The following is a 25,849-nucleotide window of genomic DNA, read 5'->3' on the forward strand; positions in this document are numbered from 1 at the left end:
CGTGGGTTATACCCTAAGAGCAAACCACCCTTTTTAAGGGTGGTTCTGATTTCGACTTTGTAAACTAGAACCTCCAATCTCTTTACGTTCCCTTTACGATTGCCTCCAGTGCAGCAGGTATCCTTTTAGAGAAGTATGACAGCCGTATAAACGCGGGCTGTAGCGGCGATGCCGCGGTACTTGTGTTATTAGGAGGCTTTAGTATGGCAGCACGTGCGGACAACGTTTCGCGTGTCGACCATGATGGAGTTACGTTGGTGGAAGGCGCGACATCCGATGTTCGCTTTGCCTTCACCGAGCGCGCCGGTGGTGTTTCCGAAGATGCGTACTCCTCACTCAATTTGGGCTCGCATGTTGGCGATGACCCCTTTGCTGTTCAAGAAAATCGTCGTCGCGTGCTCGAGGCTATGGGTGCCGCCGAGTGCGAGCACAACTTGCTCGTTCCCAATCAGGTCCATGGTGACCATATCGTTGCGGTGACCTCGAACGGCGCCGATGACCTTGAGGACGTCCGCGAGCAGATTGCCGAGGGCTGCGATGCCATCGTCTGTACGGCGCATAACGTGCCCGTGCTGCTCTGCTTTGCCGACTGCGTTCCCGTGGTGCTGGTGGCCCCTGGCGGATTTGCCGTGGTGCACTCCGGTTGGAAGGGCACGATTGCACGTATTTCTGCCAAGGCGTGCCAGGCGCTTTGCGATGCTGCCGGCTGCGATGCGAGCGACGTTTCCGCCTATATCGGCCCCCATATCTTGGGTGACGAATATGAGGTATCCCAGGAACTCATGGATCGCTTTGCCGCCGAGTTCTCGTGCATCGATGCGAGCACCTCTCGCATGCTCAATCTTTCCGCTGCCATTTGCGAGGCGCTGGTAGATGTCGGTGTCGACGCGGATAATATCGTGGATACCCAGCTTTCGACTGTGCGTCAGAACGACCGCTTTTATTCCTACCGTAACGAGAACGGCACCTGTGGGCGCCATGCTGCGATCGGCGTGATGCTATGAGAAAGATCGTATCGGTCCTGAGCGCTGCTGTGCTTACGCTTACGCTGTGCGCCTGTTCTTCGGGATCTTCGACCTCTTCCATTACCGTGGCCGGCTCCACGACCTGCCTTCCTATCGCCGAGATTGCGGCCGAGGGCTTTAAGGAGGAGACCGGCATCGACGTGCTCGTTTCCGGTTTGGGTTCTTCCGCAGGCATCGAGGCCGTCAGCGCCGGCACGGCCGATATCGCCAGCTCCTCCCGTGGACTCAATGCCGACGAACAGGATCTGGGCCTGACTCCCATCGTCATTGCCCACGACGGTATTGCGGTCATCGTGAACGACGACAACCCCGTCGATAACCTCTCGACCGAGCAGCTCCGCGATATCTACGCCGGCAAGATTACCAATTGGAAAGAGGTCGGTGGCGAGGACCTGAGGATTCAGGTTATCAACCGAGATGAGGCGTCCGGCACGCGTGAGGCCTTTCGTACCATCGTGATGGACGGCACGCCGTTCGATCGCCGCTCGGCCGTTCTTTCGGGCACGGGCCAGGTGCGCGACGTGGTATCTCGTTCGCGCGGTGCCATTGGCTACATTTCGCTGGGCTTCGTCGATAGCCTCAACGCCAAGACCTCGGTCAAGGCCGTCTCGGTCAATCATGTTGAGGCGTCCGAGAAGACGGTCGCGAGCGGCGGCTATCCCATCTCACGCGACCTTTACTTCTTTGTGAAGGGTGCGCCTTCGCAGCAGGCGCAGGATTACATCGACTACGTGACGTCCGAAAAGATGGACAAGCAGATTCGCGAGGCGGGCTTTATCCCCGTCACCAACGACGAGAAGGGGAGTGAGTAGCATGGAAGCACAGGAAAACTCCCAGACTGAGCAGAATGTTCAGGCGCCCAAGAAGCGCGAGCTGGCGCTCGTATCGCGCAGTACTTATATCAAGGAGAAGGCGCTGAAGTGGATCTTCTTTGCCTGCGCGTTCTTGGCGGTCGTTACCGTCATCCTGATTTTTGTCTTTACCACGTACTCGGCGCTGCCCGTCTTTACTGGCATCGGTCTGGCGGACTTCTTTAGCTTTACGTGGGCGCCCTCTGAGGGCCACTACGGCATCATGTCGCTGCTTGCCGGCTCAGGTCTGGTGACCGTCGGTGCGCTCGCCATGGGCGTGCCGCTAGGTGTGGGTACGGCCGTGTACCTGGTCGAGATCGCCGGCAAGCGCGTGCGCAAGCTCATCAGCCCTGCCGTTGACCTGTTGGCCGGCATCCCTTCTATCATCTATGGTTTCTTTGGCATGATCATTATCCGTCCGTTTATCGCGCAACTGACCGGTGGTCTTGGTTTTGGTGCGCTGACGGCGTGGTTCGTGCTCGCCATCATGATCGTCCCTACCATCACTACGCTTACCATCGATGCCCTCAATTCCATTCCCATGGGTATTCGCGAGGCATCGTATGCCATGGGTGCTACTAAGTGGCAGACCATCTATAAGGTCGTGCTACCTGCCGCTAAGCTGGGTATCGTGGATGCCATCGTGCTGGGTATGGGCCGTGCCATCGGAGAGACCATGGCCGTGCTCATGGTCGTGGGTAACGCCCCGGTTATTCCCGACAGCATCGCGAGCCCCATCTCGACGCTCACGAGTCAGATCGCGCTCGACATGAGCTATTCCTCGGGTCTGCATCGCTCGGCGCTGTTCGGCATGGGCGTGGTCCTGTTTATCATCTCCGCCACGCTGGTGGGCATCGTCCGTCTGATTTCCAAGAAGAAGAGGGGGTAGGCTATGTCCGATTCCGTTGACGCGACGGTCAATACGACCTCGTCGCGCGAGCGCATCAAGCGTGCCCTTTCCCACGGCAAGAAGGGCCGCATCAACAAGGACCTGTCCAACAAGATCATGCTTGGCGTGTTCCGTGCCGCGGCATACATCACCACGCTGGTGCTGGTCGCTATCATCGCCTACGTGGTCATCAACGGCCTGCCACACATCTCGCTCGACTTTATCTTCGGTTGGCCCCAGGGCGTCAACGCCGAGGGCGGTATTTGGCCCACGATCGTCTCGACCGTCTACGTGACGGCGCTCGCCATGCTTATCTGCACGCCGATCGCTGTGCTGGCAGCCGTCTATCTGGCCGAGTACGCCAAGCAGGGCAAGGTCGTCGAGCTCATTCGCTACGCTGCTGACGCTTTGGCCTCGGTGCCCTCCATCGTTATGGGCCTGTTTGGCTACGCCTTGTTTGTCGAGGCCATGGGTCTGGGCCTTTCGATGGTCTCGGCCGCTCTGGCGCTCGCGCTCTTGATGCTTCCCATCGTCATGCGCACCACCGAAGAGGCCATTCGCGCCGTTCCGCGCTATATCCGTTGGGGCGCGTACGGCCTGGGCGCCACCAAGTGGCAGGTTGTCTCCAAGATCGTGCTTCCTTCTGCCTTTGGCCGTATTGCCACGGGCATCGTCCTCGCCATCGGCCGTGCCATTGGCGAGACCGCGGTGGTGCTCTACACCATGGGCCAAGCCATCAATCTACCTATTTCGCCGCTCGATTCCGGCCGCCCCATGACGGTCCATCTGTACCTGCTTGCCAACGACGGCATCAACATGAACGCAGCCTACGGCACCGCGCTCTTGCTGATGGTGATCATTTTGGCCTTCAACCTGTTTGCGCGCTTCCTGTCGCGCAAGCGTCGCTAGTTAAGGAGTCCCATGTCCGTTTATCAGTCCGCTCCCACGTTGGAGCAAGCGGCCATTACGGCCAAGGATTTCAACTTTTGGTACGGTGACTTTCATGCGCTGACGGGGCTTGACCTCAACATCGCCAAAAACGCCATCACCTCGTTTATTGGCCCTTCGGGCTGCGGCAAATCGACGTTTTTGCGCTGCATCAACCGCATGAATGACCTGATCGAGGGTACGCGCGTCGAGGGCACCATGACGCTCGACGGCAACGATATCTATGCCGAGGGTGTCGACCCGGTCGATCTCCGTCGTCGCGTGGGCATGATCTTTCAGCAGCCCAACCCGTTTCCTAAATCCATCTACGAGAATGTCGCCTTTGGCCCTCGTCTGCAGGGCGTGACTAGCAAAAGTGACCTCGATGACATCGTGGAAGAATCGCTCAAGCGCGCCAACCTCTGGAAAGAGGTATCCAATCAGCTCAACAAGGATGGTTTGGCGCTCTCGGGCGGTCAGCAGCAGCGTCTGTGCATCGCGCGCGTGCTTGCGGTGCAACCCGATGTCCTTCTGATGGACGAGCCCTGCTCCGCCATCGACCCCACGTCCGTCTCTAAGGTCGAGGATCTGATGGCCGAGCTGGCGCCCGAGATGACGATTATCATCGTCACGCATTCAATGCAGCAGGCAGCTCGTATCAGTGACTACACTGCGTTCTTCTTGCAGGAAGTTGCCGGCGAGCCCGCCACGCTTATCGAGTATGGTCAAACCGACGCGATCTTTACCAGCCCGGTGGACTCGCGGACGGAAGACTATATCACCGGCCGCTTTGGCTGATCGATGCGACTAGTCCCAAGTCGATCGGACCTGGTCCGGTGCGTATTCACTGTGCGGGCGGCATGACCGCACCCAACTGATTGGAGTGAACCATGCGCAAACTGTTTTCCCGTCAGCTCATCGAGGCCCGCCACGAGATGCTGAGCATCTACGAGGCCGTCGATCTGGCCCTCCACGATGCCGTGAAGGCCTATGTGACCGACGACCGCAAGCTCGCCACCAAGACCAAGAAGCGCACGCTTTCGATTGACGCACGCTGCGCCAACCTGGAGGCCGTCTGCTACAACCTGATTGCCACGCAGTCACCGGTCGCCTCCGACTTCCGCTTGCTGCAGACGATCATCTACGTCGACTTTAACCTGCAGCGCATGACCGATAAGGTTCGCCAGATTTGCCGCGCCACGCGTCATATGATCAAGGCCGACATCTCGCTGCCCAAGGAGCTTGTCGGCACGGTCGAGGCCGAGGCTGAGGCCGTCTACCAGGTACTGGGCTCTTCGCTTTCTGCGCTCGTCACCAACGACATGTCCATCATCTGCAACTTGGCCGTCGAGGACGAGCCAGTGCACGCCGCCTACGAGAAGTTCTTCCGCACCTTTAACCGCATGGACACGGGCGATTTTATGGACGACGACAGCAACTATGACGACCTGCGCCGCGCCATCATGGTATCGCGCTATCTCGATCGCATCGCCTCGATTTCCATCGATGCCGCCTGCCGTCTGACCTTCCTGTTGACCGGACAGCGTATGACTGCCGGTGATATCGCCTGCACTGATGAGGATGAGCTCGAGAGCATGCGCGTGCCTTCGGGCGAGGGTGTTATCATGAGGCCCGCCGTCGATGCACGCTACGTTGCCAAGGTGCCCGTTAACGAGGTCAGCGGGGGTCTTCGCTACCTGCTCGATCATCTTGAGGATGAGGACGATGGCGAGGACGACGAGGAGTAAGTAACCCCGTTCGTCGAAAGATTGTAAATACCTAAGTGAGCGCGGCCTTGCACATGCGGGGCCGCGCTCTTGCGTTAGCATGGGACTACTTGTTTGGCTGTCAGCGGAGGCGATTGGCAATGGATAACTATTTGGACTTGATGCGCGCTCGCCGCGAGCAGATTCTGGAACGTTTTTATGCGGCGCTCGATCGCGCGGGCCGTCCCCACGACGCCGCGAGCCTCATTGCCGTGTCCAAGACCGTTGGTGTCGATGAGACCGTTGCCGCCATCCAGGCGGGGTATCGCCATTTTGCCGAGAACCGCCCGCAGGAGCTGGTTCGCAAGCTCACGGGTCTGGCGGAGCATCCGGAGCTGCCCGAGGTGCGCTTCGATATGATCGGCAACCTGCAGACCAATAAGATCAATGCGGTGCTGGGCTCAGCCGAGCTGATTCACTCGGTGGGTTCGCTGCATCTGGCGCAGGCGATCTCGAGCCGTGCTGTTCGCAAGATTGAGGCAGGCGAGCTCGTCGGCCCCCAGCGTGTGCTCATTGAGGTCAATGTGAGTGGTGAGGAGTCGAAGGGAGGCTTTTCACCCGATGAGATTCGCGCCGCCGCGGGTGAGCTTGCAGAACTTGAGGGAATTTGCGTACAGGGGCTTATGACTATGGCGCCCCGGGGGAATAAGGATGTGGCACGCCGCACCTTTGCGGGGCTTCGTGAGCTGAGGGATGAGCTGGAGGCGGCGCATCCCGATTTGAACCTGCCTGAGCTTTCCTGCGGTATGAGCGAGGACTTTGAGTCTGCCCTTGAGGAGGGCTCTACGCTCGTTCGCCTGGGCAGGGTAGTATTTAGCCCGGAGTTTGCAGTAAAATAAGGCTCTGAAGTGCGCACTGATTATCGGGGCGCCTGCACTAAACCGCGAGAGGACACAACCATGGGCTTCCTTGACGAGATTAAAAATAAGATGCACCTGGGCGGCCAGCAGGGTTACGACCAGGGTTATGGCCAGGACGACGACTACGGCTACGATGACGGCTACGACGATGGCTATCAGAACAACGGCTACAGTGGTGCTTCGGGCGAGGGCTTCTACACCCAAGACGAGCCGAGCAACGGCCTGCTTGGCCAGACGCGCCGCGGTGAAGCTGAGTCGGTTGCCGTGTATACGCGCTCCGGTCAGCTGGTCGGCGATGACTCCCGCCATGCCACGACGTATAACCCGCCTTCGCGCTCGCAGGACAGTGTTGCGAGCGGTTATCGTCCTGGTGCCTATGACACGCCGTCGAGCTACGCCGAGAATACCCGCGCCCGTGCCGCCGCTGCACCCGCGCCTGCACCGAGCGATGCCTCGGCCTATGCGAGCAATATCATCAACGCCACGCCGCAGCTGCCGGCCTATGTCCTGCGCCCCGAGAGCTATGACGACGTGGAGACCGTGGTGCGCCGCGTTCGCACCAAGCAGCCTGTCGCACTGATTTTTGTGGGCGTACGCACCGAAGTTGCCAAGCGCGTCTTGGACTTCTCTTACGGCTTTGCCTGCGGTCTGGGTGCCACGGTCAAGGAGGTGGGCGACCGCGTGTTCATGGTGCTGCCCGCCGGTTGCGAGGTCAAAGATTCCGATCTCAAGAAGCTTCGTGCCGACGGCTACCTTAAGTAAAGACAAGACGAGGAGATTCCCATCAACATCTACACTATCGTCCAGCTGGTCAACACGCTGTTCAACTTCTATTCCACGCTCATTGTCGTCTACTGCTTTATGACGTGGATTCCCATGAAGCAGGGTGGTTTGCTTCAGGATATTGCCGCGGTGCTTGATAGCGTGTGCGGTCCGTGGCTCAACCTGTTCCGTCGTTTCATCCCGCCGATGGGCGGTATCGATTTTTCGCCGGTCGTTGCGATTATTGCGTTGCAGTTGGTGCAGAGGCTGGTTCTGCAGCTTCTTATAGGTATACTCGTGTAGAACTGACTTAGTAACTTACGTCGGGCGTGTAGCGCCGAGGCGATGAAAAAGGAGACTTGTTATGGCTATTACCCCTGCAGACATCCAGGCTCAGACTTTCTCTGAGGCCAAGCGTGGCTACGATCCTGCTGAGGTCGACGTCTTCTTGGAGACGCTGTCCTCCGAGGTTGACGCTATGCTCGCTAAGATCGTCGACCTTAAGGGTCGTCTGACTGCTACCGAGCAGCAGCTTGCCGATGCGCAGGCTCAGCTTGCCCAGGCTCAGGATGCCACCGCCCAGGCCGTTCCTGCCGCCCCCGTGGCTGCTCCCGCCCCTGACTTCTCCGCTCAGGAGCGCCAGATTTCCGCTGCCCTGATCGCTGCCCAGCAGACCGCTGAGACCATCGTCAACGATGCCAACGAGAACGCTGAGCGTATCCGCAACGAGGCTGACGCCAAGGCCCGCGAGGTTATCCGCCAGGCTCTGACCGAGAAGCAGGCCGAGCTCGAGGAGATCGATCGTCTCAAGGCTTCCCGTGAGGAGTTCAAGGCCGAGTATCTCAAGCTCATCCAGCACTTCATGGACGATGCCCAGAATTCCTTCCCGACCGATCTGATGGCCTCCACGCCGGTCGGTTCTGCCGCTTCTCCTGCAGTGACTGTTCCCGCCGAGCCGCTGCCCGTCGCTGACCCGGTTGTCCCCGTGGCCGATCCCTTCGCCCCGATCGACAACTTTGCTGCCGACGACCTGGACTAACATTCGGCCTACAATTTAGTGCCTAGAAAGGACCCGCAGCTTGCGGGTCCTTTTTTATGACTGTGCCGGAGTGCGTAACATAAAAAACCGAGCCCTGCACATAATGGCGCAGAACTCGGCGAACGGGTGAGCGGTCAAGGGTAGGTTTTAAGGCATGTCCCAAAACCTACTTGAGGAGGAAGTCGGAGAGGGGAATGGTACGGGCCTCGCGATGCTCGGGATCGGCGATGTGGTCGGCAGGATATCCACAGACGAGCATGTGATAGGGATAGACGCCCTTGGGCAGATTGAACTGCTCCTGTGCCACCTCTGGCTTAAAATGGCATACCCAGCACGTTCCCAGGCCCTGCTCGGTGGCCTCCATCATCATCTGATCGCAAACGATGGATGTATCGATTTCGCTGGAATTCATCTGATCATACGGGCGCACCCAAGCATCATCGGTAACGCTGCAAATAAGGAAGATAAGCGGAGCGCCAAAGATAGACCCATCACGAGCAAACCGAGGCTGACAAGCAGCAGCCTTCTCCAGAAGCTCAGGCGTATCCAACACCATCACACGGGTTGGATGGTTATTACAAGCAGAAGGAGCAATACGCCCAGCCTCAACAATGGCATCCACCACACCCTGCTCCACAGCCCGATCTTCAAACTCACGACAAGAATACCGAGCCCGAGCCAGATCCAAATAAGACATACAAGCCCTCCAACAATTAAAAATCAAACAAACCCAAAGTAACCCAAACAGTACCCAAAGCAGCAATCAGCCAATCGCTCATCGAATACCAAAGTAAAACCCCGAGCAATCAAGGGCCATCACAGCAAAGGCCCCACCACGCTCAACCCCTCAGCCAAAGTTCCCAATGGTGGTACGTAAGGGAGCGGGCCCGACCACTAATACCTTTTGAACGACTCTGCTTGCAGCCGGAGTGAAAAAGGTATTAGTGGTCGGGCCCGCGACCGGTGGGATACGTACCCCCAATTAACTGTTCTTCATGACAATCGAATCCACAACATCGGCCACATTCTCGCAGCAGTCGGCGCAGTACTCCAAGAAGGCGTACACGTCACGCCAAGCGATGACCTCAAGCGGATCCTTGCCATTGACGTGCAGGTTGCGCATGGCGTTGATGTAGAGCTCGTCGGCCTCGGATTCGATGGTGTTGATCTGGATGACGAGCTCGCGCAGGGTCTTGGACTTGCGGTAGTTGGGCAGCTCGACCATCAGGTCCTTCATGGCGCGGCAGGCGTCGGTCACCTTGTGGGCGATGACAATGGCATCGGGGTGGATGCTCTGGATGTTGGTGAAGTAGACGCGCTGCACGACGCCTTCGATACGGTCAAGCACAGTGTCGAGCGCGCAACTCATCAGGTCCAGATCCTCGCGCTCAAGCGGGGTGATAAAGGCAGTGAGCAGGGCATCCTCGAGCTCATGGTGCTTCTTGTCGGCCGCATGCTCAATCGCATGCATCTCCTCGAGCATGTCGTGGATTTGCGCGGGATCAAAGTTCTCAAAAATCTTGGTGAGCAGCTCTGCGGCCTGGACGGCTAGGTCGGCGCAGGCGACGTAGTTGTCAAAGTAGAACGAATCGGGTTTCTTTGCCATGGGTGGTCCTTTCGAGGTGAAGATGGGCGGGCGAGGTAATGCAGTCCGGATGGACGTTCGGTTTGACTAGAGGAACATCATGAACAGCTTGGCCATGACAAAGCTGATGAGTCCGCAGGCGGGGAAGGTGAAGAACCAGGTGAACATCATGTCCTTGACGACACCGAAGTTGATGGCCGAAAGGCGCTTGACGGCACCGACGCCCATGATGGCGCAGGTCTTGATGTGGGTGGAGGACACGGGGATGCCGGTAAGGGTGGCAAGCAGCAGGTTTGCGGCGCCCGCCAGGTCGGCGGAGAAGCCCTGGTACTTTTCGAGCTTGACCATGCTCTGGCCGACGGACTTGATGATGCGCTCGCCGCCCACGCTGGTGCCGATACCCATAGTGGCCGAGCACAGCAGCATAATCCAGATGGGGATGCCTGCATCGCCGACGCTCGTCTGGCCGCTGGCAAAGGCCACGCCTAAAAAGAGCACGCCGATGAACTTCTGTCCATCCTGCGCGCCGTGCATAAAGCTCATGGCCGCAGCGCTCGCGATCTGAGCGTATTTAAAGAAGACATTGGCACGTCGCCTGTTGGCGGCGGCGAAAAGAATCGAGACGAGCTTGCACAGGACCCAGCCCATGACAAAGCCCAGGCCGATGGAGAGCGCCAGGCCGTAGATGACCTTCATCCATTCGTGGACGTTGACGCTGCTCGCACCGCCGAGGGCGATGGCGGCACCGGTCAGGCCGGCGATAAGGCTGTGGCTTTGCGAGGTGGGGATGCCAAAACGCGACGCTGTGGCGCCGTAGACGACGATGGAGAACAGCGCCGCGCATAGGCAGGCGAGCGCCATGGTGCTGTTTCCGCCAAAGTCGACGATATGTGAGATGGTGTTGGCGACGCTCGCGTTAAAGTGCGTCATGATGAGCACGCCGAGGAAGTTGAATGCGGCGCTCATGAGAATGGCGGCGCGGGCGGGCATGCAACGCGTAGTGACGCAGGTCGCGATGGCGTTGGGCGCGTCGGTCCACCCATTGACGAAGATGGCGCCCAACGCGAGGATCACGGTGACGGCAAGGACTGGGTTCGACACAATTTGGCCGAGGAAGGTTGAGAACGTTACGTCCATATATGGGCTTTCTCGAAGTTTGCAGACACGTTACAAAAACATGATAAATCGTATCACCTCCTGCGGGTCTCTTTACCGAGTTCTGATGGGAGAAGTGAACTTTTTGGCACTAAAATTGAATATTAGCCCTGTTGACCGCGGGTGTTCTTTTTGCTAACACGCCATGCGGACACGTGCGATTACTACGACACTCCAAAACCACAGTCTGTTCGCTTTACAACATGCAAACATGCGTTCGATAATAGGAGGCATGGAATATCGACAGACAGACGGCAAAACTCGGCGCGTGCACAAGCAGTATGTGGACGTCGTGGCTCGCATCCTCGCGGGCGGACAGGTCGTGCCGGTCACCGTCTGCTGGGTCGACGGTCGTTGCTTTACGATTGACGAAATTATCTCGACCACCGGGTTTGGCCTGATGGTCCACGGCATCCGTACGGCAACCTATAAGGTGCGTTTTGGCGGGCACGCGACCGAGTTGTATCTGGAGGACCAGACGCGCGAGCGGGCGGACGGCTCGCAGGCACACGTGATGCGTTGGTGGGTCTGGGCCTTTGATCGCACGCTCGAGGGCGAGCGCCGTAGGTAAGGACGTACGGCATTCGGGTACAATGACAGGAATCTTGTCAGCTACTGCGCTGTCGCGGCGCTTCTGAAAGGACGAAATTATGAACGATATTCAGGGCTATCAGAACGGCCCCATCGAGACCGGCGCAAGCCGTGCCAAGGAGATGTCGCCGCGTGCGTATAATCTTGCCATGTCTGCCCTCATCTTCTTGGGCTTTTGTGCCATGGGCGTCGGTGCTTACTTTACGAGCACCATGTCGTTTGCGCGCATGATGATGAGCGGGGCTGCCCTACCGCTGGTTTTTGGCTCGTTTATTTTGACCATCGTCGGCATGGTCATGATGTCGGCCGCCGCCAGCAAGCAGTCCGTGGGCCTGTCCCTTGTGGGCTACGTAATCTTTGCGAGCACCTTTGGCCTGACCGCGTCGTTTGGCCTTGCCAACTACGACCTGCCCACCATCAACACTGCCTTTATCGCCACGGCCGCCATCACCTTTGTCTTTGGCGCCTTGGGCGTGACGTTCCCCAAGTTTTTCCAGCGCGTATATGGCATCGGTTTTGGCATTCTGCTCGCTACTATTCTGGTTGAGATCGTGCTGATGTTCATGGGCGTCTCACAGACCATCACCGATCTGATCGTGATCGTGGTGTTCGCCGGCTTTATTGGCTACGACACCTATGTTGCCACGACGGTGCCGCCTACGCTGCCCAACGCCGTGCTCATGGCGTCCAATCTGTTCGTGGATATTATCAACGTGTTCCTGCGCATTCTGAACATCCTCGGCCGTCGCGACTAGTGGCGAATTGCGGCGGTGCTTGCCGTACGTGCAAATCGATGCGAAAGGCGGTCCTTCGGGGCCGTCTTTTTTGTACGCGGCGGGGTATCATGGATGGGAAAAGCCGATAGCGGCAGAGACCGAGAAAGGTGACCACTTATGGCAGACGTCGACAACAGGAACCGTAACCGCAGGTCCAACCGAGCGGGTCAGCCCAATCCCAAGCGCGAGGCCCGTGCCAAGGCCGCCGAGCGTCACGTGGCAACTGTGTCCGAAGCGTGCGCCAAGGATATCGAGCGTTCGCTTGCCGGCGTGTGCGAGTTCGATGGTATGCCTGCCGGTTTTGTCGCGGCGATGAAGGCCAAGGTTCAGAGTGCTGTGGCCGCCGAAGAACAGGTTGCCGAGGACGTCGAGGGCGCGGAGGCTGCCGAGACCGAGACGGCGCCCGAGACCGAGGCAGCGCCTGAGCCTGCCGAGGAAATCGCCGAAGCTGAGTCCGCGCCTGCTGAGGAGCCCGCTCCGGTTCTGCCTGAGGTCACCGTGCTCGATGCCTCCGCCACGCAGGCCATCCTGGACAACGGTCGTGGCTATGCGCAGTTCTGCGACATGGCCGTGCTCGCCTTTGCCTCGTTCACCAACCCGGGCGGTGGCTACATCCAGGGCTATCTGGGCCAGGAGGCCACGCTGTGCGCCGATTCGTATCTGTACAACGTTCTCGATAAGCAGCGCAAATGGTACGGCGAGAACCGTCGCCGCAACATCAACTGCGAGCTTTACCGCAACCGTGCGCTGGTGGTGCCTGCGGTGCGCTTCGACCGCAACCACGTGCATGCATACGCCGACGTGATCGTGGCCGCCGCGCCCAACGTTAAGCGCGCCCGCCAGGAGTATCGCGTGAGCGACGATGCTCTGCTGGACGCCCTGCGCGACCGCATTCGCTTTGTGCTTGCCATCTGCGACGAGCTGGGTCGCGAGAAGCTCGTACTGGGCGCTTGGGGCTGCGACAACAACGGCTTTGACGCCGAGGCCGTGGCCGAGCTCTTCCGCAAGGAGCTCGCGTCGGGCGACTTTAAGGTCAAGCAAGTCTTCTTTGCCGTGCCTTCTACGCGCTGGGATGAGGATTTTGCCAAGTTCGAGCACGTGCTGGCAAACTTCCCCGAGCGCAACGAGGAGTCCTATGCCCAGGTTGCCGCTCGCGCTGCGGCAGCTCGCGCCGCCGAGCAGACCCAGGCTGCTACCGAGGATGATGAGGACGAGGACGATTGGCGCAAGTACCTGTAATTGGTACGTGCTGACAGATGGGTCGAGCCGGCGGGAGAGGCTGCTTCCGTCGGCTTTTTACTGAGCGAGGGGCTTACGATGAAAAACGTTCTATGCTTTGGCGACAGCAACACCTATGGTTACGATCCGGCGGGCATGCGCGACGGCACCGCGGTGCGCTATGCGCAGGATGTGCGCTGGTGCGGCGTGGCCCAACGTGACTTAGGCGAGGGCTGGCATGTAATTGAAGAAGGCCTCAACGGCCGCACGACGGTACGCGACGACATGTGCCATCTGGACACCAATCTTAACGGCATCCGCGCACTTCCGATGCTGCTCGAGGCCCATAAGCCGCTGGACGCCATTGTGATCATGCTGGGCACCAACGACTGTAAGACGGTCTTTAACGTGACAGCTTCCGATATCGCCCGTGGCGCCATGGCGCTGATTCGCGCCGTCCGCGCGTTTCCGTGGACCGACGCTGCGCCTTGTCCGCGCATTCTGCTGATGGCGCCTATCAAGATCAAGCCGCAAATCGCCGATGTATATATGACCGATTTTGACGAGCGTTCCGTCGAGGCCTCGGAGCATTTTGGCGAGTACTACGCACATGTGGCTGAGCAGTTTGGCTGCGACTTTTTGAATGCAGCGGAGTTTGCCGAGCCGGGCGATATCGATTATCTGCACATGATGCCCGAAAGCCACGAGAGCCTGGGCCATGCCGTGGTAGCCAAGCTCCAAGAGATGCTTGGTGAGTAGCGCGACCCAAAGCCACCGCAAAGGGGACGGGCGCCTTTGCGGTGGCTTTGGACTGCGAATCTTAATACTGCCACATGTGGTTGACGGGGCCGGAGCCTTTGCCCATGTCAAAGCCGGCGGCCAGAGCGCCGGTTAGGTAGGCCTTGCCGGCGTTGACGGCGTCGGCAAGATCCATGCCCTGAGCCAGCGCGCAGGCGATGGCGGACGAGAGCGTGCATCCGGTGCCGTGCGTGTTGTCGGTCTCGATGCGCTTGTGGCGGAACCACGTGGTGAGTGGATCTCCCAGATGGTTGCCCTCGTCATCGAGTGGCGCGGGTTCGGCCAGTACATCGTTGGCCTCGTTGACAAGATGCCCACCCTTAACGAGGGATGCGCAACCAAAGCGGCGGGTGAGGAGCATGGCAGCATTTTGCTGCGTGCGCTCGGAGTCGACCTCATAGTCGAGCAGTGCCATGGCCTCGGGAATATTGGGCGTGATAACCGTCGCTAGCGGGAACAGGCGGCGGGTGAGCGCCTCGGCGGCATCTTCGGCAATCAGCCGCGCGCCCGAGGTGGCGACCATGACGGGGTCGACGACCACGTTCGTTGCGTTCCAGGCGCTCAAGCGGTCGGCGATGACTTCGATAATCTCGACAGAAGAAACCATGCCGATCTTGACGGCGCTGGGGCGGATATCGTCAAAAACGGCGTCTATTTGCGCGGCTACGATATCTGGCGAGATATCCTGCACGGCGGTAACGCCCAAGGTGTTTTGCGCTGTGATGGCGGTGATGGCCGTCTCGGCATACAGGCGGTGCGCCGTGATGGTCTTGATGTCGGCCTGAATGCCGGCGCCACCGCTGGAATCAGATCCTGCGATGGACAGAACGGCAGGTACCCTACTACGATCCATGTTCGCTCCCTTGTTCGGTCGGATTCAAATGGGTCTTTAAGCAAGCATTATAAAGATGCCCGGGCCGACTCTATGTCGAGCCCGGGCGGGCGATGCAATCTTTACGTAAATGTAAGCAAATGTTCACACGTCAACAATTGACGGGCACCGGCTCGCCGCCAGAAGCGGCCGCGGCGACAGGGCTAGTCCTCCATGCCGAGGTCGATCGTGGTGCCCTCGAAGATTTTGTTGACGGTGCGGACGGCGCACATCTTGCCACACATGGTGCAAGTGCCCTCGGTGGCGGCGGGGGACTCCTCGTAGCGCTTCTTGCCCGTAACCGGGTCGAGCGCGCACTTCCACATGGCGTCCCAGTCGAGCTTGCGGCGCGCCTGGCCCATCTTGTCGTCCATGTCGCGGGCATGGGGCACCTTTTTGGCGATATCGGCGGCGTGTGCGGCGATCTTGGTGGCCATGAGACCGTCGAGGACGTCCTGGGCATTGGGCAGGCACAGGTGCTCGGCGGGTGTCACGTAGCACAGGAAGTCGGCGCCGGAGCTCGCCGAGATGGCGCCACCGATGGCGGCTGTGATGTGGTCGTAGCCCACGCCAATATCGGTCACCAGCGGTCCCAGCACATAGAACGGGGCGTTGTGGCACAGGCGCTTCTGCAGCTTCATATTGGCGGCGATCTCGTCGAGCGCCATGTGGCCGGGGCCCTCGACCATGACCTGGACGCCGGCGGCCCAAGCGCGCTTGCACAGCTTACCCAGCTCGATCATCTCGGCGGTCTCGGTGGCGTCGTTGGAGTCGTAGAGGCAGCCCGGGCGGCAGGAGTCGCCGAGCGAGATCGTCACGTCGTACTCGTGGCAGATCTCAAGCACCTCGTCGTAGAACTCGTAGAACGGGTTCTCGTTGCCGGTGACTTCCATCCAGCCAAACAGCAGCGAACCGCCGCGGCTAACGATGTTCATCAGGCGGCCGGTCTCCTTAAAGGTCTTTATGACCGACTTGTTGATGCCGCAGTGGATGGTCATAAAGTCCACGCCGTCCTCGGCATGTGCGCGCACGACCTCGAGCAGATCGTCCTTGGTCAGCTTGACCAGCGGCTTTTCCATGTAGCCGATGGCATCGTACATGGGGACGGTGCCCACCATGAGCGGCGTCTCGTCGATGAGCTGCTGGCGGAACTGGCGTGTCTTGCCCGAGTTGGAGAGGTCCATGATGGCGTCGGCACCAAAGTCCTCGGCGATCTTGACCTTCTTCCATTCCTCGGCGGCATCGGCCTTGTCGCCCGAGATGCCCAGGTTCACATTGACCTTGGTGGACAGGCCCTCGCCAACACCAAAGGCGCGCATGCCCTTTTTGATATGCACGATATTGGCGGGAATGGCGATACGACCGTCGGCCACGCGCTTGCGGATGTACTCGGGGTCGCGATGCTCGCGCTCGGCGACCTCTTTCATCTGCGGTGTGATCTGCCCGGCGCGGGCGAAGTCGATTTGCGTGACGAGCTTGGGCTCGGTCTGTGTGCTCATTGGCACGGCTCCCTTCGTTGGCATTACCCATATCAGGTTTGCGGGTCAGGGCGGGCGCGCCCAGTCTCAGCCTGCCGTCTTGTCCTGCAAGCTCCCCGTTATGTCATGGGCTCAAGTATAGCCTGAATGGGTACGATTGGGCCAACGAGCGTGCCCGTGGGGAGGCGAACATGGAAGACAAGCATCTATATCGAGAGACGCAATGGGATGTATCGGCCGAGGAAAGCCGTGCGCACCATGGGTTGGTCGCGATTGGTTTTGCGGTGCTTGCCGTGTTGGTGATTGCCTGTTGTATCTGGACGTTTGGTGGTCGCGGCGGCGCTGCATGGGAGTTCGAGGCTGATGATAGCCTACCGATTATGACGGTGAGGAGTACTGGCGGTAATGCCAATACGCTCGCCATTCCGGGCGATTATTGGTACCCGCGCGATGAGTTTGTGCAGTTGCAGCTGAGTGGTGGGTCCATTCCAGGTGAAGAAATCGAACGCGTGACGTTTGATGAGGCGCTCAAAACACTGACGGTGGAGCTCAAAGATCAGGGCGATGTGCCCACGACCATGGATATCGCTCTGACGGAGTGGCGTCTGGAACCTCCGTCGGGCGTTACGGTATCCGACGTAGAGCGCGTTAAGGTTACCTACCAAGATGGCTCAACGAGCGAGATTGCAAAGGCCGATGGCTTGGCGGAGTAACGGGGCGTTTGGAAACGGCGGGCCTATTGTGCCTGCGCGTTCATGAATGCCAGGGTGTTTTTGTCTGAAAGCTCGGGGATGTGCCGATAGCCGATGTTGAATGCGGTAAGTTCGCTTGCATCCTCGAGCTTGTTTTCTGCCATCCACCGCACCATGGAGCCGCGCGCCTTTTTGCTGGCGGTCGAGCGCTGGATGGGCTTGCCGTTGCGGATACCCTCGCCAAAAAGGCATGTGACGGCCATGGCGTCGTCCGCGAGGTGGGGCAGAACGGTTTTGGCATACTCTACGCTGGCGAGATTGACGATCGTGGTGTTTGAGCCTGCCGGGGCGATAGCCCGCGCGAGCTTGTCGCTCCAAAACGCGTAGAGGTCTTGGGCATCGTCAACGGCGAGCTTCGCGCCCATCTCCAGTCGATACGGTTCGACGGCATGGAAGGGACGAACGCACCCGTAGAGGCCGGAGAGGATCCACAGATGGTCTTGCAGCCATGCGAGCTGCACTGAATCCATCACCTCGGGTGCCATGCTCTGGTACTGAATGCCGTGATAGGACATGATGGCGGGGGAGAGGTGACGGGCGAGTGCGGGATTGTCGAGATCGCCGTTCCCCAAGATGGGCTCGAACTCATGCAAAATGTCGAGACAAGGGGCCAGCAGCTTGTCGCTGACGTTCCACAGAGCTTGTAGGCCGCTGTCGCCTTCGGTTCGTTCGATGTCCAAGAGCGCATGGTGCAGCTGAGCGGTCTCGCGCGCAAAGGGCGGAATCCCCTGAACTTCAAAAGCATCTTGTGCCGCGCGCATTTGCTTGGCGGGTGAAACGATGACCTGGAGCATGAACTCTCCTCTGCCAAAAAAAGTTGCGGTGGAATACGGTCTGTTTTGGCCGTTTATGGGCCAGTTTAGTCCGTATTTCACCGCAACTGATGAAGGATCGGTTAGGCGCGCTCGAGGAAGGCCTTGTAGCCGCGATAGGCCTCGTAGATATCGGCCTTGTTAGCGACCTCCCACAGGGCGTGCATGGACAGGACGGCAACGCCGGAGTCGATGACGTTCATGCCGTACTTGGCCATGATGTATGCGATGGTGCCGCCGCCGCCAGCGTTGACGCGGCCGAGCTCGCAGGTCTGGAAGTCCACGCCCGCCTCGTCCATGATGTCGCGGACGAGGGCCACGTACTCGGCGTCGGCGTCGTTAGATCCGCCCTTGCCGCGGCTGCCCGTGTACTTGTTAAAGCACAGGCCGCGACCCATAAAGGCTGCGTTCTTGGTTTCGAACTTGCCGGCGTAGCCCGGGTCGAAGCCGGCGGACACGTCGGAGGAGAGCATACGGCTGTGGGCGAGCGCGCGGCGCAGGGCCAGCGGGCTATCCTCGCCGGCGAGCGTCATGATCTCGGCGACGGTGTTCTCGAAGAAGCGGCTCGTCATGCCGGTGGCGCCCACGGAACCGATCTCCTCCTTGTCGACGATGAGTGTGATGCTCGTGCGTTCCACGTTGGCGACGTCGATCTGGGCGAGCATGGACGGATAGGCGCAGACACGGTCGTCGTGGCCATAGCCCAGAATCATGGAGCGGTCGAGGCCCATGTCGCGGGCCGGGCCGGCGGGCACGACCTCGATCTCGGCGGAGAGGAAGTCCTCCTCCTCGACGTCGTACTGCTCCTTGAGGATATCCAGGAACATCTGCTTGACGGGCTCCTTGGGAGCGTCTTTGTCGTCCTCATCGAACTTGACGGGACGGCCGCCCACGATCACGTCGAGGATCTCGGCGTCGACGGCGTCCTTGGCGGGCTTGGCCATCTGCTCGCTCGAGAGGTGGATCAGCAGGTCGGAGATGGTAAAGACCGGATCGTCTGCCTTGTCGCCGATGTTGATGTCGACGGTGGTGCCGTCCTTTTTGCAGATGACGCCCACGAGTGCAAGTGGGGAGGCCACCCAGTGGTAGCTCTTGACGCCGCCGTAGTAGTGCGTGTCGAGGTAGGCCATGTCGCCGGCCTCGAAGGCGGGGTTCTGCTTGAGGTCCAGGCGCGGCGAGTCCACGTGGGCGCCCAGGATGTTAAAGCCCTGCTCGAGCGGGGCGGTGCCCAGGTTGACGAGCATAAGGTCCTTGCCGTGGTTGGCGGCGTACACCTTGTCGCCGGCCTTGAGCGCGCGGCCCTCGGTGATCACGGTCTCCAGATTGACGTAGCCCGCCTCCTCGGCCATCTTGATACCGGTCTTGACGCACAGGCGCTCGGTCTTGTTCTCGCTCAAAAACTGCTTATAGCCGCGGCAAAGCTCCTCGAGCTCCTCGACTTGCTGTGGCGTGTACTTTTTCCATGCGCAGGGACGCTCCATGACGCAGGCTCCTTTCGGATCGATCGTGCTGGTTAATGTACCGTGAGCCATCGTATCACGCACGGGCGCGCGGCGGCAGGGAAGCCTGATGTGCGGTGGCCGCGGGGCGGGGAGCGTGTAAACTGGAGTGAGCAAACCGTGCCCAGCCCAAAGCGAGGTATTCAATATGTCTGACAAGCGCCGCACCTTTGCCGTTATCGACGGCAACTCGCTCATGCACCGCGCCTTCCACGCCGTGCCGCCCACCATGAATGCGCCGGACGGCCGCCCCACCAACGCGATCTTCGGCTTTCTGAACATGTTTCTCAAGATGATCGATGCCTTTAACCCCGACGGTGTGGTCGTGGCGTTTGACAAGGGCAAACCGCGCGTGCGCATGGAGATGCTGCCGCAGTATAAGGCGCAACGCCCGCCCATGGACCCCGATCTGCATGCGCAGTTTCCGATGATCAAGGAGCTGCTCACCGCGCTCAACGTGCCGATTCTGCAGTCCGAGGGCTGGGAAGGCGACGATATCCTGGGAACCATGGCGCGCCTGGGTGAAGAGGCCGGCTGCGACATGCTGCTGGTGACCGGCGACCGCGACATGTATCAACTCGTGACCGAGCACGTCAACGTGGTCTCGACCCGCAAGGGCCTGTCCGACGTGGCGATCATGACGCCCGAGAGCGTGGACGACCTGTATCACGGCATTACGCCGGCGCTCGTGCCCGATTTTTACGGTCTAAAGGGCGATACGTCGGACAACATTCCCGGCGTACCGGGCATCGGCCCCAAAAAGGCGAGCGCGCTCATCGCACAGTACGGCAGCTTGGACGAGGTCATCGCGCATGCCGACGAGGTCAAGGGCAAGATGGGCGAGAACCTGCGTGCGCACATCGACGATGCGCTGCTGAGCCGCAAGGTCGCAACCATTCGCACCGATGCGCCCGTCGAGCTCGACTTTGACGAAACGTCCTTCCCGGCGTTTTCTGCCGACGAAGTGTCCGCGGCGCTGGGCACACTTGGTATCACCGCCATGCAGAACCGTTTCTTGGCGCTGGTCGGCGGCGAGGGCGGGGCTGCTGCTGCCTCCAGTGTGGTTGAGATACCTGCTATGGTTCGCGCAGCCGCCGGCGATGCCGACGCGCTTGGTGCCGTTGCGGCTGAGGTCTCCCGCGCGATTGATGCCGGCGAGTGGGTCGCCGCCGTGGTGGACGACGACAAGGAAGAGGGCGCGCTCTTTGGACTGACGCGCACGCTGTGGTTGGCGACGTCCAAGGGCCTGTTCGCGCTCGAGGAGGGCGACAGCTGTGCGGCGGCTGAGGTTGAGGGCTTCAACTTCGTTCACGGCGTGATTACCGGCGTGCTCGCGCGTCTGTTTATGGAGGGTCGCGTGGCGAGCCCGGATATGAAGGCGCTGTTGCACGAGCTTTCGCCCGTCGATTCTTCTGAGCCCGAGCTCATGGATCCGCTCGCTACCGATTCCACGCGTATCTTCGATACCGTGGTCGCTGCCTATCTGCTGGATTCCGATCGCTCCGAGTTCGATGAGGCATATCTTGCCGATACGTATCTGCAGATGGCGCTGCCTGCGGCGCGCGGCGCAGAGGGTGCCGGTGAGGACGCTCCGGCGCCTGCCGCCCGTACTGCGGCTCTGACGCTGGCGCTCGTGGCACCGTTGCGCGAGTGCATGGCCCGTGAGAATGCCGCCAACGTGTTCGATGGCATCGAGATGCCGCTCGTTCCGGTACTTGCCAAGATGGAGCGCGCGGGCATGCTCGTGGACCCCGACCGTCTGCACAGTCTGTCCGAGGGTCTGGCGACCCAGATTACCGAGGTTGAGCGCAGTATTCGCGACCTGGCGGGTGACGAGACCTTTAATATTGGCAGTCCCATGCAGCTGTCGCACGTGCTCTTTGATGTGATGGGGCTTCCGACCAAGGGCCTCAAGAAGACTAAGCGCGGCTATTATTCGACCAACGCCAAGGTGCTGAGCGACCTTGCGCGTGACCACGAAATCGTGCGTCTGATCTTGGACTGGCGTGAGAAGTCTAAGATCAAGTCCACCTATCTGGACACGCTGGGCCCGCTACGCCGTGGTGACGGTCGCGTACACACTACGTACAACCAGACCATCACGGCAACGGGGCGTCTGTCCTCGAGCGACCCGAACCTGCAGAACATCCCGACGCGCTCGGAGCTGGGTCGTACCGTCAAGACGGCGTTTTCGGCAGGCGAGGGAAGCGTCTTTTTGGCGGTGGACTACTCGCAGATCGAGCTGCGTCTGCTGGCGCATCTCTCAGGTGACGAGCACTTGGTGCGCGCCTTTAACGAGGGCGAGGACTTCCATGCCGAGACGGCGGCGCGCGTGTTCGGTGTGCCGGTGTCCGAGGTAACGCCCGATCTGCGCAGTCGCGCCAAGGCCGTGAACTTTGGCATCGTGTATGGCCAGCAGGCCTACGGCCTGTCGCAGTCGCTGCATATCTCGATGGCCGAGGCACGCGACATGATCGACCGCTACTACGAGGCCTACCCGGGCGTGCGCACGTTCCTCGACAACGTGGTGGCACGCGCCAAGCAGACGGGCTACGCCGAGACCATGTACGGCCGCCGTCGTCATATTCCGGAGCTCAAGGCCAAAAACCCGCAACTCCGCGGCTTTGGCGAGCGCACGGCCATGAACCATCCCATGCAGGGAACCGCCGCCGACATCATCAAGATCGCGATGGCCCGCGTAAGCCGCCGCCTGGAAGAAGAGGGCTTTGCCGCCCACATGATCTTACAGGTGCACGACGAACTGGACTTTGAGTGCCCCGTCGACGAAGTCGAGCGCCTCACCGCCATGGTCCGCGACGTCATGGAACACGTAGTGGACCTCCGCGTCCCCCTAATCGCCGAAGCCAGCACCGGCATAACCTGGGCCGATGCCAAATAAAGGCATATCAACAACCCCAAAGTAACCAAAAGCAGAAGGGGGCTCCTTGCCAACAAGGAGCCCCCTTCGTTCAATTAAATTCAGCCAAGTATCTAGGTGCCAAGACGCCATCCAGGCGGCAAGCAAGTCAACGTAGCCATGCCCGGGGCCGGCCGTTTGATTTTTGTAGATTCCGCACGAGCCGAAGGCCACTTAATGTGGCCTTCGAGCGAGCCCAGGACCTGACCGAGCAAAAATCAAACGGCCGGCCCCGGGCATGGCGACGAGATAGATTAACGAGCCGCCAAGATGGCGTCGATGAGCGTCAGTACGCCCCCGTCGTTGTTGCTCGGAATGCGCCACTTGGCGTGCGCGTTCATGTGCTCCTCGGCATTGTCCACGATAAAGCTATGCCCGACGCGCTCCAGCATGGGGATGTCGTTGTAGGTATCGCCCACGGCGGCAGCATCGGCAATATCGATGCCCAGGTGCTCGCACAGGTGAGCGACGCCGGCGCCCTTGTCGACGCCCAGGTTCATAAAGTCGATCCACTCGCGCCCAGCGTTGGTGACGTAGAGTTTGTCCGAGAACTCGGGGCTATAGGTCTCGCGGAAAGCGGGCTCGGCGTCGTAGCCGGGGAAGAAGACCGAAATCTTGTTGGACTCGAAATCAATGCCCTCAAAGCTGTCTACGTAGTTGATTGTGTTGTAGTAGACGCTGATCTCGTCGTGGTATTGATGGTCGCGGGCAAGCACGTAGAACTCGTCGAAGCAGCACAGGACGGGGACAGCGCGAGGATCCTCCGAGGCACGGTTCAAGACCTGCTGATACAGCTCCACGTCAATATTGCTTTTATAGATATAGCTGCCGCGATAGATCACGCAAGCTCCGTTGTCGGGACAAAAGGCGAGGCGGTTCTTGATGCCCTCGAACATCTCCTCGAGCTTGGGGGCGGGACGTCCGCTGGCGGGGCAGAATACGATGCCGGCGTCGGCGAGCTTGTCCAGGCGCTCATCAAGACCCTGGGGCAGCACACGCTCGTCGGTCAGCAGCGTCTTGTCCATATCGACGGCGAGAATCTTAATGTTGCCGATGTTGGCGTCCGATTCGTAAGTTTGCATAAAAATGCGCCTTTCGTTTCGAGATTGTTTCAGACGTTATAAGCATCAACTAGTAGTCGAGCGTATTTTCGCAGGAATGGTGCGTATTTGCACCACGCTTCACAAAGTAATGAAAAAACTTTTCAGAAATTTGAATTTGTCGCTTGTGCTGTGGGCACTTTAGCGTAATATAGCGACCATCGAAAACGGAGACGGAAAAACAACCGCTTACCGAGTAAAAGGTACCGTTTACGATATTTGAATTGCGCCCGGCGATACGTGAAAGGAGAGGCAGATGCAGTTCGTAAAGATCATCACCACTGCAGACAATGCCATCCGACGCCAGCGCGCAATTTCCCGACGACGATAACAATCGTCTCTGTCCGCATGGGGCGAATTGCCTCAACAGAGTCATTTTGAGGTCGTTGGGTTTTAGCACGACATTGCTGCATGTTTCTAGGGCATGTATGTGCTGATTTTTGCTATTTAACCTGATATTGCACGGTATATGACCTTGAAATGACTTGCAACTGACCGATGTTCTAACTAGCTACCAAGGGCGAAAGGAAACAGCCATGAGCAAGGAAAAAGTCGTTCTCGCATATTCCGGTGGTCTTGATACATCCGTATGTGTCAAGTGGCTCCAGGACGAGAAGAATCTCGATGTCGTTTGCGTCTGCGGCAACGTGGGCCAGGAAGAGACCGGACTGGATGCCAAGAAGCAGAAGGCGCTCGACCTGGGCGTTCTCGATTGCCAGGTGCTCGACCTGCGCGACGAGTTCTCCGATGAGTTCCTGACCAAAGCCATCGCCGCAAACTCCATGTACGAGAATAAGTATCCGCTGCTCTCCGCCCTGTCTCGCCCGCTGCTTGCCAAGAAGCTTGTTGAGGTCGCCCACGAGTTTGGCGCGACCTACGTCGCCCACGGCTGCACTGGCAAAGGTAACGATCAGGTCCGTTTTGAGGCCGCCGTCAAGGCCCTCGACCCCGAGCTCAAGGTTATCGCCCCGGTTCGCGAGTGGGACCTGAAGTGCCGTCCCGACGAGGTCGCCTATGCCCACGCCCACAACGTGCCGGTTCCCGAGGGTGCCAACGACAACCCCTACTCCATCGACGACAACCTGTGGGGTCGTGCCATTGAGTGCGGCCACCTGGAGGATCCCTGGAACGAGCCGCTCGACGACGCCTGGGTTATGACCAAGAATCCTGAGGACACGCCCGACACCCCGACGTATACCGAGATTGAGTTTGAGGCCGGCAAGCCCGTCGCCGTCGACGGCAAGAAGATGAAACTCTCCGAGATCGTCATCGCCCTCAACAAGATTTCGGGCGACAACGGCTTTGGCCGTCTCGACCTGGTTGAGGATCGTCTGGTGGGCCTCAAGAGCCGCGAGTGCTATGAGGTTCCTGGCGCCCTGACGCTCATCACCGCCCACAAGGCGCTCGAGGACATTTGCGTCGAGGGCGACCTACTCAAGACTAAGATTAAGCTCGAGCAGGATTGGGCCACCGCCGTGTACAACGGCCAGTGGTACAGCCCGCTCAAAAACGCGCTCGACGCTTTTATGGCCGACACCCAGAAGTTCGTGACCGGCACCGTCCGTCTGAAGTTCTTTAAGGGCAACTGCCATGTCGTCGGCCGCAAGAGCCCCTTCAGCCTCTACGACTACGGCCTGGCCACCTACGACCGCGACACCACGTTTGACGAGAAGGCCAGCGCCGGCTTTATCGAGATCGATACGCTGTCGCTCAAGACGTGGGCTAAGGTCCAGGGTCCCAGCTCCGCTGCCGTCCAGGCTTAAGCCTTCCTTTCCTTGGTATCCGCGCGGCCCATCCGCGTGATACATAACGGGCGCATGGGGTCCCTACCTTTCGTTATGCTTGCTGACACTTCTTAACATCGGTGGCCCCTACGTTCCGCCCGCATATATGATGCCGCGTCTGCGGCTGAGTCCGAGCCCCGCCGGGGTTGTCCGGCGGGGCTCCTTCTATCAATTTGGCGGCTCTGCGCCTATATATATGAGGAGTATCCATTATGTTCAATGCTGTCGCGCATGCCTTACTTGCCCTCGCGCCCGAATTCGATGCTGCAAAGGTCGAGGACGTCCCTATGAGCCTGAAGGCCTGGATCGATGGTTCGCAGGGCAACATCCGGAGGGGGACGTTGGGCGCCAAGTGCATGGCGCGTCACTTCTTTGCAAATTAGCTACATGGCCC

At 59.5% G+C, this 25,849-nt stretch carries 26 protein-coding genes and 1 riboswitch; of the genes, 18 read left to right on the forward strand and 8 right to left on the reverse strand.

The genetic code is table 11. The annotated features are described in order from the left end of the window. The first annotated feature begins 203 nt into the window (after positions 1-203). From DXC52_RS07390 to DXC52_RS07435, 10 genes are all read left to right on the forward strand, one after another. On the forward strand, positions 204-1,004 hold the full coding sequence (locus DXC52_RS07390; RefSeq protein WP_117746750.1) for a polyphenol oxidase family protein: 801 nt from the start codon (positions 204-206) through the stop codon (positions 1,002-1,004). Beyond that, positions 1,001-1,837, forward strand: coding sequence for a phosphate ABC transporter substrate-binding protein (locus DXC52_RS07395; protein WP_055251678.1), 837 nt, complete (start codon positions 1,001-1,003; stop codon positions 1,835-1,837). Before DXC52_RS07390 ends, DXC52_RS07395 begins: the two co-directional genes overlap by 4 nt. Before the next feature lies 1 nt (position 1,838). Further along, positions 1,839-2,765 (forward strand): phosphate ABC transporter permease subunit PstC, encoded by a 927-nt coding sequence (gene pstC / locus DXC52_RS07400; RefSeq protein ID WP_117746751.1) that lies wholly within the window; start codon positions 1,839-1,841, stop codon positions 2,763-2,765. Positions 2,766-2,768: 3 nt separating this feature from the next. Next, on the forward strand, positions 2,769-3,674 hold the full coding sequence (gene pstA / locus DXC52_RS07405) for a phosphate ABC transporter permease PstA (RefSeq protein ID WP_117746752.1): 906 nt from the start codon (positions 2,769-2,771) through the stop codon (positions 3,672-3,674). A 12-nt stretch (positions 3,675-3,686) separates the two neighbouring features. Further along, the gene (pstB, locus tag DXC52_RS07410) at positions 3,687-4,490 is read left to right on the forward strand and encodes a phosphate ABC transporter ATP-binding protein PstB (RefSeq protein ID WP_089571588.1); all 804 of its coding nucleotides are present in this window, start codon (positions 3,687-3,689) and stop codon (positions 4,488-4,490) included. Between the two features lie 92 nt (positions 4,491-4,582). Then, positions 4,583-5,440: a PhoU domain-containing protein gene (locus DXC52_RS07415; RefSeq protein WP_117746753.1), complete on the forward strand. Its 858-nt coding sequence runs from the start codon at positions 4,583-4,585 to the stop codon at positions 5,438-5,440. Between the two features lie 119 nt (positions 5,441-5,559). Continuing rightward, on the forward strand, positions 5,560-6,297 hold the full coding sequence (locus DXC52_RS07420) for a YggS family pyridoxal phosphate-dependent enzyme (protein ID WP_117746754.1): 738 nt from the start codon (positions 5,560-5,562) through the stop codon (positions 6,295-6,297). A gap of 60 nt (positions 6,298-6,357) precedes the next feature. Next, complete coding sequence (locus tag DXC52_RS07425; RefSeq protein ID WP_006234245.1) at positions 6,358-7,080, forward strand: cell division protein SepF; 723 nt, start codon at positions 6,358-6,360, stop codon at positions 7,078-7,080. A 57-nt stretch (positions 7,081-7,137) separates the two neighbouring features. Then, complete coding sequence (locus DXC52_RS07430) at positions 7,138-7,383, forward strand: YggT family protein (RefSeq protein WP_227790178.1); 246 nt, start codon at positions 7,138-7,140, stop codon at positions 7,381-7,383. A 61-nt stretch (positions 7,384-7,444) separates the two neighbouring features. Next, positions 7,445-8,119, forward strand: a complete 675-nt coding sequence (locus DXC52_RS07435; protein ID WP_117746755.1) for a DivIVA domain-containing protein — start codon at positions 7,445-7,447, stop codon at positions 8,117-8,119. A gap of 166 nt (positions 8,120-8,285) precedes the next feature. Here DXC52_RS07435 and DXC52_RS07440 read toward each other — a convergent pair whose 3' ends face one another. The 3 genes from DXC52_RS07440 to DXC52_RS07450 all read right to left on the reverse strand — a co-directional run bounded on the left by DXC52_RS07440 (position 8,286) and on the right by DXC52_RS07450 (position 10,841). Continuing rightward, complete coding sequence (locus DXC52_RS07440; RefSeq protein ID WP_117746756.1) at positions 8,286-8,816, reverse strand: nitroreductase family protein; 531 nt, start codon at positions 8,814-8,816, stop codon at positions 8,286-8,288. A gap of 285 nt (positions 8,817-9,101) precedes the next feature. Beyond that, positions 9,102-9,725, reverse strand: coding sequence for a DUF47 domain-containing protein (locus tag DXC52_RS07445; RefSeq protein WP_117746757.1), 624 nt, complete (start codon positions 9,723-9,725; stop codon positions 9,102-9,104). Between the two features lie 66 nt (positions 9,726-9,791). Continuing rightward, positions 9,792-10,841, reverse strand: a complete 1,050-nt coding sequence (locus tag DXC52_RS07450) for an inorganic phosphate transporter (RefSeq protein ID WP_006234237.1) — start codon at positions 10,839-10,841, stop codon at positions 9,792-9,794. Between the two features lie 250 nt (positions 10,842-11,091). Here DXC52_RS07450 and DXC52_RS07455 point away from each other — a divergent pair, with 250 nt between their 5' ends. From DXC52_RS07455 to DXC52_RS07470, 4 genes are all read left to right on the forward strand, one after another. Next, positions 11,092-11,430: a hypothetical protein gene (locus tag DXC52_RS07455; RefSeq protein WP_117746758.1), complete on the forward strand. Its 339-nt coding sequence runs from the start codon at positions 11,092-11,094 to the stop codon at positions 11,428-11,430. Between the two features lie 79 nt (positions 11,431-11,509). Then, positions 11,510-12,205, forward strand: a complete 696-nt coding sequence (locus DXC52_RS07460) for a Bax inhibitor-1 family protein (protein ID WP_117746759.1) — start codon at positions 11,510-11,512, stop codon at positions 12,203-12,205. Between the two features lie 138 nt (positions 12,206-12,343). After that, a complete protein-coding gene (locus DXC52_RS07465; RefSeq protein ID WP_006234233.1) occupies positions 12,344-13,465 on the forward strand; it encodes a TIGR02452 family protein in 1,122 nt (373 codons plus the stop codon). 78 nt (positions 13,466-13,543) lie between these two features. Next, the gene (locus tag DXC52_RS07470; protein WP_117746760.1) at positions 13,544-14,203 is read left to right on the forward strand and encodes a GDSL-type esterase/lipase family protein; all 660 of its coding nucleotides are present in this window, start codon (positions 13,544-13,546) and stop codon (positions 14,201-14,203) included. Positions 14,204-14,264: 61 nt separating this feature from the next. Here the strand turns inward: DXC52_RS07470 and thiD are convergent, their stop codons facing one another. Next, a complete protein-coding gene (thiD, locus tag DXC52_RS07475) occupies positions 14,265-15,095 on the reverse strand; it encodes a bifunctional hydroxymethylpyrimidine kinase/phosphomethylpyrimidine kinase (protein ID WP_117746761.1) in 831 nt (276 codons plus the stop codon). 182 nt (positions 15,096-15,277) lie between these two features. Continuing rightward, positions 15,278-16,612: a phosphomethylpyrimidine synthase ThiC gene (thiC, locus tag DXC52_RS07480; RefSeq protein ID WP_117746762.1), complete on the reverse strand. Its 1,335-nt coding sequence runs from the start codon at positions 16,610-16,612 to the stop codon at positions 15,278-15,280. Continuing rightward, positions 16,604-16,720: riboswitch (TPP riboswitch) on the reverse strand. It overlaps the preceding gene by 9 nt. A 62-nt stretch (positions 16,721-16,782) precedes the next feature. Here thiC and DXC52_RS07485 point away from each other — a divergent pair. Beyond that, positions 16,783-17,304, forward strand: a complete 522-nt coding sequence (locus DXC52_RS07485) for a hypothetical protein (protein WP_117746763.1) — start codon at positions 16,783-16,785, stop codon at positions 17,302-17,304. A 23-nt stretch (positions 17,305-17,327) separates the two neighbouring features. Here DXC52_RS07485 and DXC52_RS07490 read toward each other — a convergent pair whose 3' ends face one another. Further along, positions 17,328-18,137, reverse strand: coding sequence for a YaaA family protein (locus DXC52_RS07490; RefSeq protein WP_117746764.1), 810 nt, complete (start codon positions 18,135-18,137; stop codon positions 17,328-17,330). Between the two features lie 101 nt (positions 18,138-18,238). Further along, positions 18,239-19,636 (reverse strand): aminopeptidase, encoded by a 1,398-nt coding sequence (locus DXC52_RS07495; RefSeq protein WP_117746765.1) that lies wholly within the window; start codon positions 19,634-19,636, stop codon positions 18,239-18,241. A 166-nt stretch (positions 19,637-19,802) separates the two neighbouring features. On the opposite strand from DXC52_RS07495, the gene polA reads away from it, so the two are divergent. After that, on the forward strand, positions 19,803-22,553 hold the full coding sequence (polA, locus tag DXC52_RS07500; RefSeq protein WP_117746766.1) for a DNA polymerase I: 2,751 nt from the start codon (positions 19,803-19,805) through the stop codon (positions 22,551-22,553). Between the two features lie 272 nt (positions 22,554-22,825). Here the strand turns inward: polA and DXC52_RS07505 are convergent, their stop codons facing one another. Next, complete coding sequence (locus tag DXC52_RS07505) at positions 22,826-23,653, reverse strand: Cof-type HAD-IIB family hydrolase (RefSeq protein WP_117746767.1); 828 nt, start codon at positions 23,651-23,653, stop codon at positions 22,826-22,828. A gap of 554 nt (positions 23,654-24,207) precedes the next feature. Between DXC52_RS07505 and DXC52_RS07510 the strand changes: the two genes are divergently transcribed. Together DXC52_RS07510 and DXC52_RS10005 are read left to right on the forward strand one after the other, a co-directional pair. Further along, on the forward strand, positions 24,208-25,434 hold the full coding sequence (locus tag DXC52_RS07510; protein ID WP_117746768.1) for an argininosuccinate synthase: 1,227 nt from the start codon (positions 24,208-24,210) through the stop codon (positions 25,432-25,434). Between the two features lie 233 nt (positions 25,435-25,667). Beyond that, positions 25,668-25,838, forward strand: coding sequence for a hypothetical protein (locus DXC52_RS10005; RefSeq protein WP_158554615.1), 171 nt, complete (start codon positions 25,668-25,670; stop codon positions 25,836-25,838). The last annotated feature ends 11 nt before the right edge of the window (positions 25,839-25,849 follow it).

Source organism: Collinsella sp. TF05-9AC, from assembly GCF_003438495.1.
Taxonomy (GTDB): Bacteria; Actinomycetota; Coriobacteriia; order Coriobacteriales; family Coriobacteriaceae; genus Collinsella.